This window comes from Nitrosarchaeum sp. (genome assembly GCF_025699065.1).
GTDB lineage: Archaea > Thermoproteota > Nitrososphaeria > Nitrososphaerales > Nitrosopumilaceae > Nitrosarchaeum.
In genome coordinates, this window is record NZ_JAILWF010000008.1 from 1 (window position 1) to 16,329 (window position 16,329).

22 protein-coding genes, 1 tRNA gene and 1 pseudogene are annotated in these 16,329 nt (G+C 30.3%); 8 read left to right on the forward strand and 16 right to left on the reverse strand.

Going from position 1 to position 16,329, the window contains the following annotated elements:
- The 3 genes and pseudogenes from K5782_RS08790 to K5782_RS08800 all read right to left on the reverse strand — a co-directional run.
- Positions 1-257: pseudogene (locus K5782_RS08790) on the reverse strand (hypothetical protein); the annotation flags it as partial.
- Between the two features lie 98 nt (positions 258-355).
- Positions 356-535, reverse strand: coding sequence for a hypothetical protein (locus tag K5782_RS08795; protein WP_297465887.1), 180 nt, complete (start codon positions 533-535; stop codon positions 356-358).
- Between the two features lie 129 nt (positions 536-664).
- Positions 665-1,561 (reverse strand): methyltransferase domain-containing protein, encoded by an 897-nt coding sequence (locus K5782_RS08800; protein ID WP_297465889.1) that lies wholly within the window; start codon positions 1,559-1,561, stop codon positions 665-667.
- A gap of 59 nt (positions 1,562-1,620) precedes the next feature.
- On the opposite strand from K5782_RS08800, the gene K5782_RS08805 reads away from it, so the two are divergent.
- Positions 1,621-2,835, forward strand: a complete 1,215-nt coding sequence (locus tag K5782_RS08805) for a hypothetical protein (protein ID WP_297465891.1) — start codon at positions 1,621-1,623, stop codon at positions 2,833-2,835.
- Between the two features lie 3 nt (positions 2,836-2,838).
- A complete protein-coding gene (locus tag K5782_RS08810; RefSeq protein ID WP_297465893.1) occupies positions 2,839-3,657 on the forward strand; it encodes a transglutaminase-like domain-containing protein in 819 nt (272 codons plus the stop codon).
- Here the strand turns inward: K5782_RS08810 and K5782_RS08815 are convergent.
- From K5782_RS08815 to K5782_RS08830, 4 genes are all read right to left on the reverse strand, one after another.
- A complete protein-coding gene (locus K5782_RS08815; RefSeq protein WP_297465897.1) occupies positions 3,654-3,824 on the reverse strand; it encodes a hypothetical protein in 171 nt (56 codons plus the stop codon). The two genes, K5782_RS08810 and K5782_RS08815, sit on opposite strands and share 4 nt — an antisense overlap.
- A gap of 74 nt (positions 3,825-3,898) precedes the next feature.
- Complete coding sequence (locus tag K5782_RS08820) at positions 3,899-4,060, reverse strand: hypothetical protein (RefSeq protein ID WP_007551205.1); 162 nt, start codon at positions 4,058-4,060, stop codon at positions 3,899-3,901.
- 213 nt (positions 4,061-4,273) lie between these two features.
- Complete coding sequence (locus K5782_RS08825) at positions 4,274-4,750, reverse strand: hypothetical protein (protein ID WP_297465899.1); 477 nt, start codon at positions 4,748-4,750, stop codon at positions 4,274-4,276.
- On the reverse strand, positions 4,747-5,076 hold the full coding sequence (locus K5782_RS08830; RefSeq protein ID WP_297465902.1) for a hypothetical protein: 330 nt from the start codon (positions 5,074-5,076) through the stop codon (positions 4,747-4,749). Before K5782_RS08830 ends, K5782_RS08825 begins: the two co-directional genes overlap by 4 nt.
- Positions 5,077-5,179: 103 nt before the next feature.
- Here K5782_RS08830 and K5782_RS08835 point away from each other — a divergent pair, with 103 nt between their 5' ends.
- Both K5782_RS08835 and K5782_RS08840 read left to right on the forward strand, forming a co-directional pair.
- On the forward strand, positions 5,180-7,066 hold the full coding sequence (locus K5782_RS08835; protein WP_297465904.1) for a sensor histidine kinase: 1,887 nt from the start codon (positions 5,180-5,182) through the stop codon (positions 7,064-7,066).
- 32 nt (positions 7,067-7,098) lie between these two features.
- Positions 7,099-7,464 (forward strand): response regulator, encoded by a 366-nt coding sequence (locus tag K5782_RS08840; RefSeq protein WP_297465906.1) that lies wholly within the window; start codon positions 7,099-7,101, stop codon positions 7,462-7,464.
- On the opposite strand, the gene K5782_RS08845 is transcribed toward K5782_RS08840, so the two are convergent.
- Positions 7,461-8,306 carry a hypothetical protein gene (locus K5782_RS08845; protein WP_297465908.1) on the reverse strand — a complete coding sequence of 282 codons (846 nt, stop codon included), beginning with the start codon at positions 8,304-8,306 and terminating at the stop codon, positions 7,461-7,463. The two genes, K5782_RS08840 and K5782_RS08845, sit on opposite strands and share 4 nt — an antisense overlap.
- A gap of 132 nt (positions 8,307-8,438) precedes the next feature.
- Here K5782_RS08845 and K5782_RS08850 point away from each other — a divergent pair, with 132 nt between their 5' ends.
- The 3 genes from K5782_RS08850 (at position 8,439) to K5782_RS08860 (ending at position 11,011) form a co-directional block, all read left to right on the forward strand.
- On the forward strand, positions 8,439-8,648 hold the full coding sequence (locus tag K5782_RS08850) for a hypothetical protein (protein ID WP_297465910.1): 210 nt from the start codon (positions 8,439-8,441) through the stop codon (positions 8,646-8,648).
- A gap of 14 nt (positions 8,649-8,662) precedes the next feature.
- Positions 8,663-9,646, forward strand: coding sequence for a hypothetical protein (locus K5782_RS08855; protein WP_297465912.1), 984 nt, complete (start codon positions 8,663-8,665; stop codon positions 9,644-9,646).
- An 81-nt stretch (positions 9,647-9,727) separates the two neighbouring features.
- A complete protein-coding gene (locus tag K5782_RS08860) occupies positions 9,728-11,011 on the forward strand; it encodes a hypothetical protein (protein WP_297465915.1) in 1,284 nt (427 codons plus the stop codon).
- Between the two features lie 53 nt (positions 11,012-11,064).
- On the opposite strand, the gene K5782_RS08865 is transcribed toward K5782_RS08860, so the two are convergent.
- The 3 genes from K5782_RS08865 to K5782_RS08875 all read right to left on the reverse strand — a co-directional run bounded on the left by K5782_RS08865 (position 11,065) and on the right by K5782_RS08875 (position 12,723).
- Complete coding sequence (locus tag K5782_RS08865) at positions 11,065-11,649, reverse strand: hypothetical protein (protein ID WP_297465917.1); 585 nt, start codon at positions 11,647-11,649, stop codon at positions 11,065-11,067.
- Between the two features lie 208 nt (positions 11,650-11,857).
- Positions 11,858-11,944 (reverse strand) — tRNA-Ser (locus tag K5782_RS08870).
- A gap of 32 nt (positions 11,945-11,976) precedes the next feature.
- Entirely contained in the window at positions 11,977-12,723 is a 747-nt protein-coding gene (locus K5782_RS08875; RefSeq protein ID WP_297465918.1) for a metallophosphoesterase family protein, read from the reverse strand.
- Between the two features lie 108 nt (positions 12,724-12,831).
- Here K5782_RS08875 and K5782_RS08880 point away from each other — a divergent pair, with 108 nt between their 5' ends.
- Complete coding sequence (locus K5782_RS08880; RefSeq protein ID WP_297465920.1) at positions 12,832-13,863, forward strand: isocitrate/isopropylmalate dehydrogenase family protein; 1,032 nt, start codon at positions 12,832-12,834, stop codon at positions 13,861-13,863.
- A gap of 8 nt (positions 13,864-13,871) precedes the next feature.
- Here the strand turns inward: K5782_RS08880 and K5782_RS08885 are convergent, their stop codons facing one another.
- From K5782_RS08885 to K5782_RS08905, 5 genes are read right to left on the reverse strand one after another with little or no spacing between them, the layout of a single operon-like run.
- Positions 13,872-14,411 carry a methyltransferase domain-containing protein gene (locus K5782_RS08885; protein WP_297466008.1) on the reverse strand — a complete coding sequence of 180 codons (540 nt, stop codon included), beginning with the start codon at positions 14,409-14,411 and terminating at the stop codon, positions 13,872-13,874.
- Entirely contained in the window at positions 14,386-15,093 is a 708-nt protein-coding gene (locus K5782_RS08890; RefSeq protein WP_297465922.1) for an rRNA adenine dimethyltransferase family protein, read from the reverse strand. Before K5782_RS08890 ends, K5782_RS08885 begins: the two co-directional genes overlap by 26 nt.
- Positions 15,090-15,656, reverse strand: a complete 567-nt coding sequence (locus K5782_RS08895) for a DUF655 domain-containing protein (protein ID WP_297465924.1) — start codon at positions 15,654-15,656, stop codon at positions 15,090-15,092. The genes K5782_RS08890 and K5782_RS08895 overlap by 4 nt, the downstream gene beginning before the upstream one ends.
- 18 nt (positions 15,657-15,674) lie before the next feature.
- Positions 15,675-15,998, reverse strand: a complete 324-nt coding sequence (locus K5782_RS08900; RefSeq protein ID WP_007551223.1) for an RNA polymerase Rpb4 — start codon at positions 15,996-15,998, stop codon at positions 15,675-15,677.
- 2 nt (positions 15,999-16,000) lie between these two features.
- Complete coding sequence (locus tag K5782_RS08905) at positions 16,001-16,300, reverse strand: 50S ribosomal protein L21 (protein ID WP_048109986.1); 300 nt, start codon at positions 16,298-16,300, stop codon at positions 16,001-16,003.
- Positions 16,301-16,329: the final 29 nt, after the last annotated feature.

Sequence of the window (16,329 nt, forward strand, 5' to 3'; positions counted from 1 at the left end):
TTCATCATGGATTCATCTTTCATCATGGATTCATCTTTCATCATGGATTCATCTTTCATCATGGATTCATCTTTCATCATGGATTCATCTTTCATCATGGATTCATCTTTCATCATGGATTCATCTTCCATTTTTAATGGAATTGCAGAATTAGGCAGTGCTTCATTCACGGTACTACTTGTAAAGTACGGAGAAATTGCATATGCCACTCCCATTCCAATTATTGCAACTAATGCAACAATTATCAATTTGTTCATAATATAGAATTTTCTTGAAAGTATAAAACCAATTTTCCAAATTATATCCAAATCATTTTTAATATGATTTTAAAGGAAATAGGAAAAAATTGAAAGCATTATTGTTTTAAAATGCATCGCTCACATGGAGAGAAGTTTTTACTTTTTGCATTTTCCAAAGTATCAGGAGTGAAATATTGTCTATCAGTTATTTTCATCTCACTTATTTTACATTCTTTTTTCAAGTTATCTAAGTGATGTACAAGATTAGTTTTTTTATCACCTAATAACCCAATCATACTAATCAATTAGATCATAACTGGAATATAAGGTAAGAATTTCAAATCCAGATTTTCAAATGTATCTAAAAATCAAATAGGTGATAGATATGTTTAAGACAAATTCATGATTTGTTCTGAAATGTTATATCATGATAGTTTTTTTGCCACTATCAAATCTACTTTATAGGTTAAAGTTGAGCGTGAGTTGAGTTTTAAATTCCAAGTAAGAAAAGAAGGCTTTTTTGTCTTTTTAGTAATAGAAAATCTCAACTCCTCCAAGATTGATCTTAAAGTTGATTCGTCAAGGAATTTTTTAACGGAATTTTTGCCTCTGTCAAAATCATAAGGATCAGACATTACAAATGTACCTACATGAATTTGGCGGGAAACTTGTTTTAGATAATCTATTGGCTCTACTAATTCTAAAACATTTAATGCCAATATTAAATCAAATTTTGTCTTACCAAAAATATTAGATAGAAAATCAGCTACAAAATAATCCAAATTATCTTTAGATGTTTTTTTTGCCATACTTAATGCACTAAAAGATCTATCAATTCCAAATACAATTTGATTGGAATCTGCAAGATAATTACTCATAGTTCCAATAGAACACCCATATTCTAACACAAGTTTTGATTTTGGCAATACATCTAATTCATTTTTAATGTTAGAATAAAATTTTGATTTTTGGCTATTTTGATAAATTCTACTCCATCTCTCTTCAAGTGATGTTCTATCTTCAGTTTTTCGTACACAATTTGATAATGAATTTTTGAGAAATTTTTTCATTTTTTCATCAGATGCAGAATTAAATAATTTCCCCCCTAGCATAATTCGTTCAGATAGATATTTTGAAAAATCATCCCATAAAATTGGAATTTTATTAATTATTGGAAATGATAACGAACATTTTTTGCATTCCAAAAGACCTTCTTCAATTTCATTTTCTTTTTTAAATACATCAAGATCTAACTTTGAGCTACATCTAATACATCTAAGAAAATTAAGACTAAATTCATGCATTTTTGTATACCAATCCAAACAATTTGGAACTAATAATTTCTTTTAGATATAAGAGGAATAATGTTAAATGGAGTATTTTGAAGATTTTATGCGATTTGGGAGAATTTGAAGAGTTTGCAGAGGCATTATTTGGTCAATTATCTGTAGAAATCAACGAGGAAAAAGAGATTGCTAAACTTGCAAACTTGGCAAGTGAAGACCTCTCACAGAAAGTTATATTTGAAAAACTAGAAGACATAGTTAATCAGACATATCCAATTTTAAAGAAAAAGGTTGAGGAATTCATAGGAATTAAAATTGCAGAGAATTTAAAAATAGAATTTCCAGAATTGATTGAGCTAAAAAAATTAAAAGGTGAAAAGGTATTTTCAGATGAAAAATCAAAAGCTTTTGTAAGAGAATTATTTGATGCAGTTGCAAATGAGGATCTTAATAAAATTGCAGAGTTGATGAAAAAAGATACTGCAAAATATCTTGTGTATTCTACTTATGCCATACAATATATCTCAAAAATATCTACAACGTATGGAGATTATCTAGATTCTATAATTTACCTTAACAAATTCATACTTTCTAGATACCCACAAATCATATTACACAAACAAGGAGAACCATATGAATCAAGATTCACAAATGTAAATTCAGGGTATTTGGGAGCTGTTAAAATGACAATACTTGAAGAATTAATCCATTCAACCCAAGAAAAATTACATCAATTAAACAAAAATGCCGCAACCCAAGTTAATCTAATTAATGAAGAATTAGCAACAATAATCTTAGAATTAGATAATCAAACGGTAAATAATCTATCAGAGTATTTGCAACTTCAAGCTGTCCCAGATGATTTTCCATTTGCAAAAAAAGCAAATCTGTTTTTCTTCTTAAATCCTGATCACTTCTTAATTGAGCAAATTGGTCCGGATGTTATGACATTTACACATGTGGAAATTGATCCTAAAATTTCAAATGCAATTCCTCAATTATTAGACATTTATAAAAAATGGTTAAATCCAATTCAGCAACATCATGCAGCTTTTACTCTAATGGAAGGAATGGCAGGATTTGCAATAGAAAATATCCTAAAAAACGATCAAGACTTTCAGAATTATTTAACCACCTTTATGGGCACAGATTTCTCGTCATATCAGGTACGAAAAAGTATGGGAAAAGACTTTACAAGAATAATCTATGAAAGATTAGGAAAAAATGCATTCAAAAAATTAATTGAATATCCACCAAATACAAGAGAGCTAAAAGAGCCACAATTATACCTGAACAGGATAAAACAGTAACAATTGCCAGAAAAATTTGATCCCTTAGTAGCTGAGTGGCTTTCATTTGCAAAAAACCCAAATTTCAATTTAGTTGAAAAGTGTCTTAAATTTGCCCAAATTCTAGAATATCCTGATCTAGAAATTGAAAAATACATTCAAAAGATTGCACTAATTGGAAAATCATTAAAAGAATCAATCAGTGATGTAAAAAATCCTACATATCAGGTTTCAATTTTAAATGAGCATCTTTTTCAAAATTTAGGATATGGTGGCGATATTGATGATTACTATAATCCAAAAAATAATTTTTTAAATGAAGTAATTGATAAAAAATCAGGACTGCCAATAACAATCTCAATATTATATGTTGAAATTGCAAAATTTATTGGATTAGAGCTTAAGATAGTTGGATTTCCAAGCCATGTATTGGTAAAATATAATGAAGAAATGATTTTAGATCCTTTTAATGATGGAATACTATTAGATGTAGATGACCTTCAAGATATTTTAGATGAAAATTTTGGCGGAGAACTGGAATTCAAACCAGAGTTTCTTGATGAAATAAGTCATGAGCAAATTCTTGTCAGATTGGCAAGAAATTTAAAAAATTCATATGTTCAATCTTTTGTTTATGACAAAGCACTAAGATGTACAAATATGGTGTTAGCTGTTGAACCAAATTCACCAGATGACATCAGAGATAAAGGAATACTAGAAGAAAGGCTTTTGAATTCAGACATAGCACTAGAATATTTAAACCGATATTTAGAAATTAATCCAAACGCAGAAGACGTAGACTTTATTTTAGAATTAATAAGAAGTATTAAAACAAAAAACTAGTCAATAATTGAACTAACATCTTGGCCATTTTTGATCATCGATATCTCGTGTCTGGCAATCTTGTTTCTTAATGCTCTTTTAAGAATATCAACTTCGCTTCTAAGTAATGCAATTTCATCTTCTAATTTTGCCACTCTTTCATAGATTGTTTCTGCTTCTGAACTCATGATTATCTATCATAAAAAAATTGTCTTAAAAAGTTATGGGTAAATATTTTGATGAGCTAGTTAGTTTTTTGTAACTACAATTCAAATTCCTGGCGACATTTCTCACATTTTCCTCTTTCTTGCCCAGGAGGACCAAGAAGGAATACCTTACCAATTGTCTTACATAAAGGACACATTCCAGTAGTTGCATTTTTCGGACCACTACGAATGATTTTCTGAGTTTTTCTACGTCCCATACATTTACCTCTGAAATCGGTCTATTAAGTTTAATTTTTCAATGCCTAAATGAATACAAAATCGACCTGAATTTAATACAAAAACGATCAGACATCTATGAAAAATGCCAATTAATCGAAGATTCAAGTAAAATATATGATTTTCTTCAATTTGATCATATTCTTAATTGAAGAATTAATAAAAAATTAGAAAAAGAAAAAAATTCAAGAAATTTATAATTTAGGAATGAATCCAAGTGAATTATAAAGTTCCATTAGTCTTTTTATCGATGCATCTTTTTGGTTAGTAGATGGTAATTTAGCTAGTATACTTTGGGCCTCTGTTAATGCATCAGTTTTGAGAATCATTGTTGCCCCAAGTGTTTTACCATCATTTGCTTTCATCACAGCACCATAGAAAGAACATTGTCCTTTTGGAATGACGTTGTTTACACCAAGTGTTACTTTCTCTACATCCGATTTAAGATCAATCATAGCAACAGCTAATGGGTAATCTGTAGCACATGCCTTTACAATATAGCTCCAATACGGAGAACCCTTCTTGTATTGTTCAACTTTTGCTTTAGTCAAGTACTTACTTACAGAACCATCACCACCAACATATGGTGCAGCTTGTGTGCTTTGTAGAGGAGCTATAACTAACGAACCTACTAATGCAGCTAATGTAAAGAATATTATTTTTTTATTCATAAATTCACCTCCTCAGAGAATTGATGAGTGTGAAATTTGCTCTTGGCAAAAGAAATCAAAGTATCACATGATAAATGAGTGCCTGTGATGACATCCCTTTGGCAATGAAGACATTTTCTAACAGATGCTCTTTTACAAACCAAGCATACAGCAATAGGAGCCAAAGGTCCATCACAGTTTTCACATGCATATAAAAAATTACATGGAAAATTAGAAGAAACAAAATTATTTTCTGCTCTGTTTTCAATTGCATTGGAGTCTGGTAAACGTGGGGAATGACGATTCTTTGAAATCAGACTTTGATTTTGCTCTTCTATGTGACTCATTAAATCATATTTCATAGTTTGTTATTAGACAATAACTTAGAGTTTGTGGCATGCCTTAATTTAGATTATTTTTAAAACAGTTTAAATCACTGAATGACTTGATATGAATTCATTGAAATTATCTACAATGTTAATTATAGGAACCTTTGGAATTTTTTTAATTTTTGGAATTTATGGATATTATTCATTTTCAATATCAATTCAAGAGGTAAATAAGCTACTCACAACAAGAAATGAAGGATTTGCATTTAACATGATGCAGGATCTTGATGAGTATGTTGATAAAAGAATTGAAGATTTTAGACAGCTGACAAAACTTCCGATTATTCAAGAGTCCTTAATGAAATCAAATCAAGAATTTCTACATAGACAACAAGTGCAAAAAATAATGAAAGAGCAAGATCCTCTTACGAATATTGAAAATCAACCATTTATTTCACCAACTGTAAATACTGAATTGATATCAGAATTAACTGAAGTAATTGATTTCTATAAATCAGAATATGATTATGATGTGGTATCAGAATTATACATTACAAATATCCATGGTGCAAATGTTGCGATAGATACTGTAACATCAGACTATAGACACGACAATGAAAAATGGTGGCAAGAAGCAAAGTCAAAAGGCACATACATAGGAGAAACAGAATATGATGAAAAATCCAAAAATTACATCACATCAATAGGTTTGAGAATAGATGATCAAAATGGAGAGTTTTTAGGAATACTTAGAGTTTCATTAACATTAAACGATTTAATTCATGAATTTATCAATGATGCCGAAATTCTCAATGTACAAAACAGATCAATATTATTAATTAATGAAAAAGGGCAAACAATATACTCAAATGGAATTCAAGATTTCCGAGAATCTCAAGCTGTTCCATATTTTGATTTAATTCAACCTTTGAAGGATGTAGGAACCATAAACATTTCTGACAATCCAGACGAACCTAGTTTCATTTCATATGCAAAATCTACAGGGTATAAGCAATTCGAAGGCTTTGGATGGACATCAATAGTTGATCAGTCTAGTTCTTCATTTACTGCAGAATTTGTTGATCTGAAAAATTCTTTCCTTGTAATATCAATTTTGGGAATGATATCATCAGTAATGATTGGACTTATTTTATCATATTTTATTTCAAATCCATTACGTCTGTTAAGTAAAATGGCAAAACAATTCTCAGGAGGAGATTTTGACTCTAATTTCAAAGGTTCAAAAATTATGGAAATCAATATGATTGGTAATTCATTTAATTCAATGGGTCAATCTCTTAAAAAATTAATTGAAACTGAAAAAAAATTAGCTGAATCCCACGCAATGATGAAAAATGAAAGATTAGGAGCAATTGGTCAACTTTCAGCAAGCATGGCACATGATCTAAAAAACCCACTTGCTACAATTAAGACATCAGCAACCATAATTCAAAAACAGGTGAGCAGCAAAGATCCTGAAATAGAAAAAGCGATGCAAAGAATGGATAGAGCTATATTCCGCATGTCACATCAAATAGATGATGTTTTAAATTTTGTACGAACTACTCCGTTGAATTTATCTGAAAAAAGAATATCAGACATCATAAACGAGTCAATTGATTCTTTAGAAATACCAAATAATATTAAATTAAAAATGACAGATTCAGATTTCACAATTTTATGTGATACAAAAAAACTTGAAATTGTTTTTACAAATATCATTTTAAATGCGATACAGGCAATTGGTAAAGCAGATGGAAGTATCGATGTAAAATCACAGATCATAGATGACAGTATCAAAATAGAAATATCGGATTCTGGACCAAAAATACCTTCTGAAATATTAGATAAAGTGTTTGAGCCACTTTTTACAACCAAAGAAAAAGGAACAGGCTTAGGTCTTTCATCATGTAAAAATATCATAGAACAACACGGAGGAACCATCTCAGCTCATAACAATCCAACTACATTTACAATAATACTTCCAAAAAAGACAAAGAATCAGTAAGAGATTTTAACAGAAAACCAACACACTTTGTAATGGATAAAAAAAAGATCGTTCTTATCGTTGATGATGATGTAGATCTTTTAGAAAATACTGCATTTTTGATAAAAAGTGCAGGATATGATGTAGTAATGGCTCAAAATGGTGTCGAAGCTGTTCAAAAATACAAAGAAACTAATCCAAATCTAGTATTAATGGATGTAAGGATGCCTATTATGGATGGGTATGACGCATTTTTTAAGATTAACCAATATGATTCTAATGCCAAAGTAATTTTAATAACAGCATATGCACATGATGAAAAAAAACATACCAAAGCAAAAAGCCTTAATCTAATTGATACAATCTCAAAACCTTATACTATTGAACAGCTTGAAGATGTCATCTCAAAAAATGTTTAGGATTTAAGCTTCTTTATTTGTTTGAATCTGTTTGTATAAAATGATATTGCTTCATCAACAAATTTGTAGTACCATTTTTTTAATTCGAGATCATTGTCTAGTAATTTTTTCCATTGTTTAGTACTATTATTTGATTTCTTTGATGAGATCAAAAGATTAGTATAAAACCAATAAGATATCTGATTAGCAAGATCTTCTTCATTTATCTGCTCAAAATTATTTTGATATTTTACATTAATGTATGTCATCAATTCATAAATTGGCAAAGCTGTAATATTAGAAATTTGAATATTATCCATAAACATTCCAGTTGCCAATGTTTTTAATCTGTCTGTATCATTTCCAATGATGGATTTTATATAATTCCATTTTCCAAAAATTTGTGGTAATACATTAGCATATTTTTCTGCCATCTTTTCAATATCTTTTTCTGATAGATTCATGACATCTAGACAATACAAAATTCCATGAAGAGATAATCTGTAAAGATCCGACGGTGCTTTTTGAATATTTTTTCCATCTTTTACTACTAAACCAACATCTAGCAAACCCATAGTATGTTTTCCTCGAGCCATTCTTCCAACTAACAGTCTACGATAGTCTTTTTCTTGTGTTCTTATATTAGAAGAATCTGAAAGATGTGTTTTTGCCATACCCCATGTAGTGAGTTTGCCATTTACTGCTAGAATCTCTAGTAATCTTTGTACATTTTCATGATGTTTTGGACCTTTTCTATTTCGGTATGAATATTGTCCAAAAATACGATGTGCAGTAGGTCTAGTGTATTGTTTGTATGCTGAAAGATTCCCATAAACTGCACCTTGTTCTTTTATTGATGGCATGCCACAAACCAATATGTATCAGCATATAATAATCTACAAAGGCAAATTTATGATAAAAACCATAAAAATGCATATTTTGGAATTTAGCTCAACGTGTAATTTTGACAATATTATAACTAGATGATATAGGTCATGGAATCAAGGAATATGTATGTATTAGCAATATCAGGATGTATCATCATAATTATTGCAATATTTTTTAGTTTAGGTTTAGAGAAAATAATTATCAAACCACTTATCAAAAATTATGCAGTATTAGAGATGGAAATAATATTAAAACAATCAACACCACTTACTTTATTGACAACAAATATTTCAGATTTAGTGCCACATGGAAAATAAAAGATGTTTTTAGTATGAAGTTTATTTTTACAATATTTTTAGTGATAGGAATTATAATGTATCCTGTAGATAGTTTTGCAGAATCATCTGTCAGTTTAGATAAAAAATCATACATAGTTGGGGATAAAATTAAAATTTCAGGGAGAGTTATTTATGAAGAAAATATACCTATTGTGATTCAGGTTCGTAGTATTTCAGATATGGTTGCAATAAAACAATTTTTCCCTTTAAAATCAGGATCGTTTTCAACAGATATTGATGCAATCGGTCCTAAATGGTCACAGTCAGGATCATATACTATAATTATTTCATACGGTAATGAAAAATTTGAAAAGATTTTTAGTTTTTCTACTATCAATACATCTGAAAAAGAATCTGAACAAACAAAACATACTCAAGAAATAATCCAATCTCAAAAACCTAAATCAAAAATTTCAATATCAGATTTTCCAAATCCCACACTTTCTCCAAACTACTACATCAACTTGTATAATACGGATTCCGATTTTAAAAAATTATTTGATACATCATTCCCTGAGTACAAAATTCAAGAATTAGTAGGATATGAATTAACAGAAATTCCAGGATTCCCTGATAATGATTTATCTCCACAATATTATGTGGACAGATATTCAAATGAGCCAAGATTTAGAGTATGGTTTGATTCACAATTTCCTGACAAAACAATTTATGATATCGTAGGCATGTCTGAAAAAACTAGACCTACGATGCCCAGCTGGATTAAACAATACGTTCAGCTATGGTCCACAGGAGAGATAACAGATTCGCAATTTATTTCAGGAATTACAGAGTTAATTCAAAAAAAGATACTCATACTTAGTGACGATATAATAAAAACAAAGAATTCAGATAACAATATTCCATCATGGTTTAAAAATACTGCAACTTGGTATTCAAATGAAACAATTACAGAAGACGATTTTTTGCTCGGATTACAGTTTCTTATTGAAAAAAAGATAATCACAATTCAAACTTAGGTAATTCAAATAGTTAAAAAATAAAAATACATGAATAATTGAAATGTAACTTTTAATAATCAAACATAGTATAAGAAAATATTGAATTTAAAGATATTATTTCTAATTGTTACAATATTTACTTTTGCAGGATTAGTATTTTCACCATCATACGCTGATGTAGTATCACCAAAAAAACAGTTATCTTTTGGAATTGATCTAGAAGATATATCATGCAAAGAAGGATTTATGCGTGTATATTTACTAGAACATGAAACGCCTTCATGCATAAAGATTTCATCAGTAAAAAAATTAGTACAGAGATATATGATTTCAGATTTTGATCTAAAGCAGTTTGAAAAGAAAGAAAAAACAACACTTCAAGAAGTTGGTTCTGTTAAAATAGAATCTACTTTCCAATCCCTTTCAAAATCGGGTAAATCACAGATTCCAGTATATGATGTAATATTCAATGTTTGTTCTATATCACAATCTATTGAATCACCAGTAATTGAACTAAAATCAAATGCCGAGAAAAAACAAATCCAACTTGCAAATAGTATTGAAGCAAAATCATGCCAAATATCCGTAGGACAAATTCAGTCCAGTAATCCAGAATCAATATCAATACAGCTAATCAACAAGGGAACAGTTTCTCAAAAAATTAGTGATTTAACGTTAACCATTAACAGTTTACAACTTGAGCTTGAAACTCAAAGAAAAAATCTTTCAGAATTAATTAAGAATAAATCGGAAAAATCACCTGAAGTAAGCTCAACAATTGAACAGATTTCTAAACTAAGAAAACAGACTAATGATGTACGTGATGAACTTAATTCATATCTATTATCATTGAATCTTACACCTACAACTACTAAAGATACTTTAAAGATACCACCACCAACGCCACGAAAAGCATCAGAAGGAATGATGGTTAAAATTATTTCTAAATACGATAATCCAATAAAAAATAATTATGATATTGCATTTGAAGCATGTTCAGGAAAAGAAATTTTGAGAATCCCAATAATCACAGTAAGTTCAGATTTAGAATCAAAAACAACTCAATTAGGCGATAAAATATCTCCAAATTCTTGTTTGATCTCTGGAACTAAGATAAGTGCCAGTGATCCAAATACTATCCAAATAAGATATCAAGATAGCGGTGCAAAAGCACAACAAATAGATGATTTAGATAAAAAACTCGATGAATTAAATAAACAATTCTCAGATGTGAAAAAATCGCTTAATGAGTTAATCAATCTTAAACCTCGTCCTGCAGACTTTGCTCAAAAGGCAGATAATATATCTCAAGACATCATTAAATTAAGAGATGAAATTTTGTACACAAAGTCTTTAAAATATAAAATATTAAGTACTGAGTAATTTCTTGTGTGAAAAATTAATTCAGGTAAAAAATAATAAATTTTTAAAGAAAATTAGATTCTAAGATTACCAGATTTAACATGTTTATATTTTGATAAATCTAAAATATTTTCTATTTTAATATCTGATTGATACTTGGCGTTTACATATGTTCTGTAATCATTACATGTATCCTTTTTTAGAATTTTGTCTGTAATCCCAATGTATTGTTCAGATTTTGATTGTATTAGAAAAGATGGTTTTAGAATTGTGGTATCTGCGCATGCTTTGAATTTAACTAAAAACTTTTCAGAGTCTATAGAAATTGAATATAGTATATTCACATTTGCCTTTTTACCCATTTTATTGTGAGATAATAATTCAAGATTTGAATAATATTTATCAATTTTACTTTTTCCGACAAAATTCCAATCTGAATTTTTGTAAAGTTGTATACAATTGTATATAGATTTTCTGTCCTTATATTTTTCTTGAAATTTCTGATTTCCCATCTCCTTGTATCTAACATACATTTGTTTACACATATTTTCATCAACTTTTACCTCAGCAAAGGATAACGGAACAATAATCACAGGTAGCAAAAGTAAAAGAACGGAAAAAATACCCAATCGATTTAGATTATTTTTAGTTTTTATCAAATCACTGAAAAAATTTGAAGAAAAAATTACAATTATTGAAGATAAGACATCCTGAGATGTAAGAGATATCTGTGTGCGATTGATGTCTTCGGTTTTGGGTATTTTCGTATTTAATTTGCTAAATCAATAGTATTATTACATAATTATTGGTTTGTGGCATGCCATAAACTATCATAGAAAATATTTCTCATTTAGATAACGAATTCTATGGCGCGGGGAGAGGGATTTGAACCCACGGGTCATTGCTGACATGGGATTAGCAATCCCACGCCCTACCAAGCTAGGCGATCCCCGCACAGACTGCCTTGAATTAATCTGTAAATAAATTCATTCTTCGCCAAATTGGTGGTAGTTAGTCACGATATCATCAAGTTTCATTCTTTTTCCACCCACAATTTTTAGTTCAACATGAATAGATTTGTTGGAAATAGTAATGATATTGTATGTGTTTTCAAACAATCCCCTAACTCTTTCAGATGTAGCAGTTCCAGCATTTACTACCATTAGTTTTCCGAAATTCCACTCCCATGGTCTATGTTTATGACCACATAAAACAAGATCAACTTCAGTATCAAGTATAGTTCTTAAAACATCTCCTGCATCTACTACAGTTAATTGATCAGAACCAGTATCCGGAATTGCTATTAAATGATGGTGCATTGCCAAGATCTTTATTTTGTTTTTGTATTTTTTCATTGTTCTCTCAAGCCATAAGTTTTGACGGTATCCTACTTCACCTTCGTTTCTATCAGGACGAGCAGTTCCAAGCGTTACCAAAACAACATCATCACTTAATTCATTTATTGCTTCAAAGGGGAAAAATTTTTTGAATAAGAGATAACCAGTATTTCTATAGTCATGATTTCCGCTAATAGTAATAATTTTTTTCGTGTTAAATTTTTTCAATAATGTCTTACATTCCTCATATTCTTGCACCAGCCCTTCATTTGTAAGATCACCAGTAACAACAATAACGTCAGGGTTAAGTTGATTTATCTCATCAACTAGTTGATCAAATTTATTTTGAAGAAATTGTGAACCTACATGAAGATCAGAAATTTGTACAATTAGCATTTTTCTTAATTTAGTAAATTCCGCTATTAAACTATCTCTATAGTATCTATGTAAATATTTCAAACCCAAGGTAGGATTAAATAATAAACATAGCAAGTTTTTGCAGTTTTGAGCAAAAAAGCTGCAGTAATGAGAGGAGATGGAATAGGTCCTGAAGTAGTTGATTCTATGCTCAGAGTTTTAAAAGAATGTAATTCCCAAACAGAAATTATTCTATGCGAAGCAGGCTCAGAACAGTGGGATAAAAATGGAAGAAAAGACAAGTCATACATCCCAGATGCCACAATGAAGACTCTAGAAGATTCAGATGCTTGCTTTAAAGGGCCTACAACAACAATACCGGTACCAGATGCACCAAGAAGTGTAGCTGTTACATTACGTCAAAAATTTGAATTATACTCTAACATTAGACCAACTAAAACATATGATAGATTAACACCTAATCGAAAACTAGATTGTGTTTGCTTTAGAGAAGCAACAGAAGGACTCTACACAGGTTTAGAAGTAAAAGTTACAGATGATGCAGCAATTGCAATTAGAAAGATTACTAGACAAGGATGTAGTAGATTTATGAATTCGGCAGTAAATTGGGCAAACAAATACAATATGAAGAAAATGGTTGCAATTACTAAAAGAAACATCCTAAAACAGACAGATGGCATATTTTGGGATGAAGTGCAAAATTCTATCAAAGGTACAGACATACAATTATCTGAAATTTACATTGACAACATGGCACAACAAATGGTAGTTGCTCCAGAACAATTCAATGGATCAGTCTTGGTAAGTACCAATTTGTTTATGGATATAATATCAGAATTGGCATCTGGACTAGTAGGATCAATTGGATTGATTTATTCTGCAAATATGGGAGATAATTATGCCATGTTTGAAGCAGCTCATGGAAGTGCACCACAGTTTGCAGGACAAAATAAGGTAAATCCAACTGCAACGATCCTATCAGGAGCTTGGATGATAGAGTATCTTGGAGAGACAGAAATACGAAATGCAATTTTTGCTGCAACAGAACAAGTAATTAACGAAGGCAAAATTGTAACATGGGATATTGGTGGTAATGCAACTACAACACAAATGACGGATGCTATTATATCATACGCAAAACAGAAACTCCGAAAATAAAGAAAATCTTACTTTTGTCGGACGGCTTCAACTAGAATTAACTCTTCAAAAAATAATTTCTTTTTGGCAAGAATTCGTGGTTTCAGGCATAATTTTTGTGTGTATTCTATTAATTTTTGGTAATTAGAAAGAGATGTGGTTACAAAAAGAAATTTTCCGCCAATTTTGATATTTTTATAAATTGAATCAAATATTTTTTTTGGAATTTCAAAGCCTTCAATTCCTCCATCAGTTGCAGCATCTAATACTTTATCAGTTGCAAGATATGGAAGATTGCACACAACTAGATCAAATTCCAGATTTAATGCATCAGAACCATTACAACAGACTAGATTTTGCGTAGGATATGTTTGATTTTTTAATATAGTAAAATTAATGTCAGTCCCAACAACAAAAGTAAAATTCTTCCACAAAAGTTTCGTTAAATATCCAGAACCGCTTCCAACATCTAAAGCTGAGAAACCTTTCTCTTTTTCAATATAATCAGATATGAAGAAAGTATCTTCAGAGGGAGGATATTCCTCATCCCTTAAGAATTTCTTTTGCAAGTTCAACTATTTCATCACCTGAAAGATCATCTAATCGTTTCTCAATAACAGTTTCTTTTCCAAACTGTTTAAAGATATTTTGAAGTGTTTTTCTTCTGTAAGAGAACATTTTGTTTATAACATGAATGAGATCTTTTTCAAGTAATTTTTTTTTAGTGATTTTAAGAACTACAGAATCAATTTTTGGAGGAGGTGAAAAATTTTGTTTTCCAATATCTAGAATTTTTTCAATTTCAAAAGCAGAATTTGCAATAATACTTACAGATCTTCTGTTCTTTGTAGATTTTGCAAGTAATTTTTCTGCAAATTCTTTTTGAACCATAATCACACCATGAGAAAAAGGAGTGTTTGCAAGCCATTCAATAGCATCTTTACTTTTTGAATAAGGCAGATTAGATACAAAAATAGAAAAAATATTCTTTTGTTTGAATCCATCACCAAACTCTAAAGAAAGATTTGAAATTTTGGAAAAACGAGATTTTGCTTTTTCGTATAATTCTCTATCAGCATCAATTGAAATCACTTTTTTTGCATTTTCACATAGTAATGGAGTCAATATGCCTAACCCTGTTCCTAACTCAAAAACAATGTCATTTTTAGTTATATTAGCCTCTAAAGAAATGGATTTTGCGATTGTATTTGAGGTTAGAAAGTGTTGACCTAGTCGTTTTCGTTTGATCATTTTTTGACAAAGAGATTCATTCTACTTTCACCAGTAATCTCATCCATGATTCTCTCTGAGATATGTTTGATTGGTTCTTTGAATCCCACACGTTCCTGCAAATCAGCATAACTTTCAAATGCTTTCTTTTCTCTTTCTTCTAGCATTATTTTCATGTATGTTTTTCCAATTCCTGGAATTAATTCCAGTGCATGAATTCTAGGTGTCAATGGTCTTGCATTATTAAGATAATCTACGAATCTACTTTCATTATGAGTGACAATATTTTCAACAACTCCTCGTAATTCACTTTGAGCAGATGATGAAATATGTTCATATTCTAGCTTTCCTAAAACAGAAAGAACTTTTGTTCTTCCCTCTTTTCCAATGTAGATTCTTTCTCCTACATCAAATGTTGAATTTGGAACTCCAAGAACTTCAAGTAAAGTAAGTCTATCCTCACCAATCGCAGTGATAATAATTCCGTCACGTCCACGTACTGTAGATGATTTACCACGCGGATTAAAATCTAAAACATATGCATATTCCTCATATTTTCTAGGAGGGGATTGTGCCCTGTGCAAAATAAATCTCCTTGAAACTTAGTTCCCCTTGATTATCTTGAGCATTTTTTCTAGAGTTTCAGCAAGAATAAGTTTCTTCCAACCAAATGTAAATGAACGTAGTTCAGCCAAACTAGTTGGTCTAATATTTACAATTTCTACTGCTTCTTCCTCAGTTAAATCACAATCTTTCATTAGTTGTTTCTTCATTTCTTTAGCATCTTTTGGATCAATGGTCACAAATTTTGAGACATAATCGTATGTCCATCGTTGAATTTGATCCATTTCTTCAACATCAACTTTACCTAAAATCTCTTTAACTTCGGATAGAGAAATGCTTTGTTTCTTTTTTATCTCTTCCATGATTATACACCGAATGGTTTGATATGATCTAATCTTGTGATTAAGGTTTTTGTTTTATTCCCTAATTTTACATCTAGAGTAATAGCACGTCTGCCTACATGGGTAATGTTACCTACTTTCCCATGATAGCGTCTATGAGGCAAACCTTTGTGTTGTCTAGGATCTATAATTACAAGTGCTTGTTCTCCTTCATGATATTCTCTAAGTAAGAATGATACGCCTCTAGGAGCAGTTTTAGTCATCACAGATCTTGCTTTGTGCTTAAATCCGTGTGAACGACCATGAGATTTCTTAGTTGCCATATCTGAGTAGATTCCCCAGTGACCCTATT

Bases quoted from the DNA above. Each gene is read 5' to 3' on its own strand.
- K5782_RS08795 (WP_297465887.1), bottom strand. From the start codon at position 535: ATGATTGGGTTATTAGGTGATAAAAAAACTAATCTTGTACATCACTTA.
- K5782_RS08815 (WP_297465897.1), bottom strand. From the start codon at position 3,824: ATGAGTTCAGAAGCAGAAACAATCTATGAAAGAGTGGCAAAATTAGAA.
- K5782_RS08820 (WP_007551205.1), bottom strand. From the start codon at position 4,060: ATGGGACGTAGAAAAACTCAGAAAATCATTCGTAGTGGTCCGAAAAAT.
- K5782_RS08825 (WP_297465899.1), bottom strand. From the start codon at position 4,750: ATGAATAAAAAAATAATATTCTTTACATTAGCTGCATTAGTAGGTTCG.
- K5782_RS08830 (WP_297465902.1), bottom strand. From the start codon at position 5,076: ATGAGTCACATAGAAGAGCAAAATCAAAGTCTGATTTCAAAGAATCGT.
- K5782_RS08835 (WP_297465904.1), top strand. From the start codon at position 5,180: ATGAATTCATTGAAATTATCTACAATGTTAATTATAGGAACCTTTGGA.
- K5782_RS08840 (WP_297465906.1), top strand. From the start codon at position 7,099: ATGGATAAAAAAAAGATCGTTCTTATCGTTGATGATGATGTAGATCTT.
- K5782_RS08845 (WP_297465908.1), bottom strand. From the start codon at position 8,306: ATGCCATCAATAAAAGAACAAGGTGCAGTTTATGGGAATCTTTCAGCA.
- K5782_RS08850 (WP_297465910.1), top strand. From the start codon at position 8,439: ATGGAATCAAGGAATATGTATGTATTAGCAATATCAGGATGTATCATC.
- K5782_RS08855 (WP_297465912.1), top strand. From the start codon at position 8,663: ATGAAGTTTATTTTTACAATATTTTTAGTGATAGGAATTATAATGTAT.
- K5782_RS08875 (WP_297465918.1), bottom strand. From the start codon at position 12,723: ATGCTAATTGTACAAATTTCTGATCTTCATGTAGGTTCACAATTTCTT.
- K5782_RS08890 (WP_297465922.1), bottom strand. From the start codon at position 15,093: ATGATCAAACGAAAACGACTAGGTCAACACTTTCTAACCTCAAATACA.
- K5782_RS08900 (WP_007551223.1), bottom strand. From the start codon at position 15,998: ATGGAAGAGATAAAAAAGAAACAAAGCATTTCTCTATCCGAAGTTAAA.
- K5782_RS08905 (WP_048109986.1), bottom strand. From the start codon at position 16,300: ATGGCAACTAAGAAATCTCATGGTCGTTCACACGGATTTAAGCACAAA.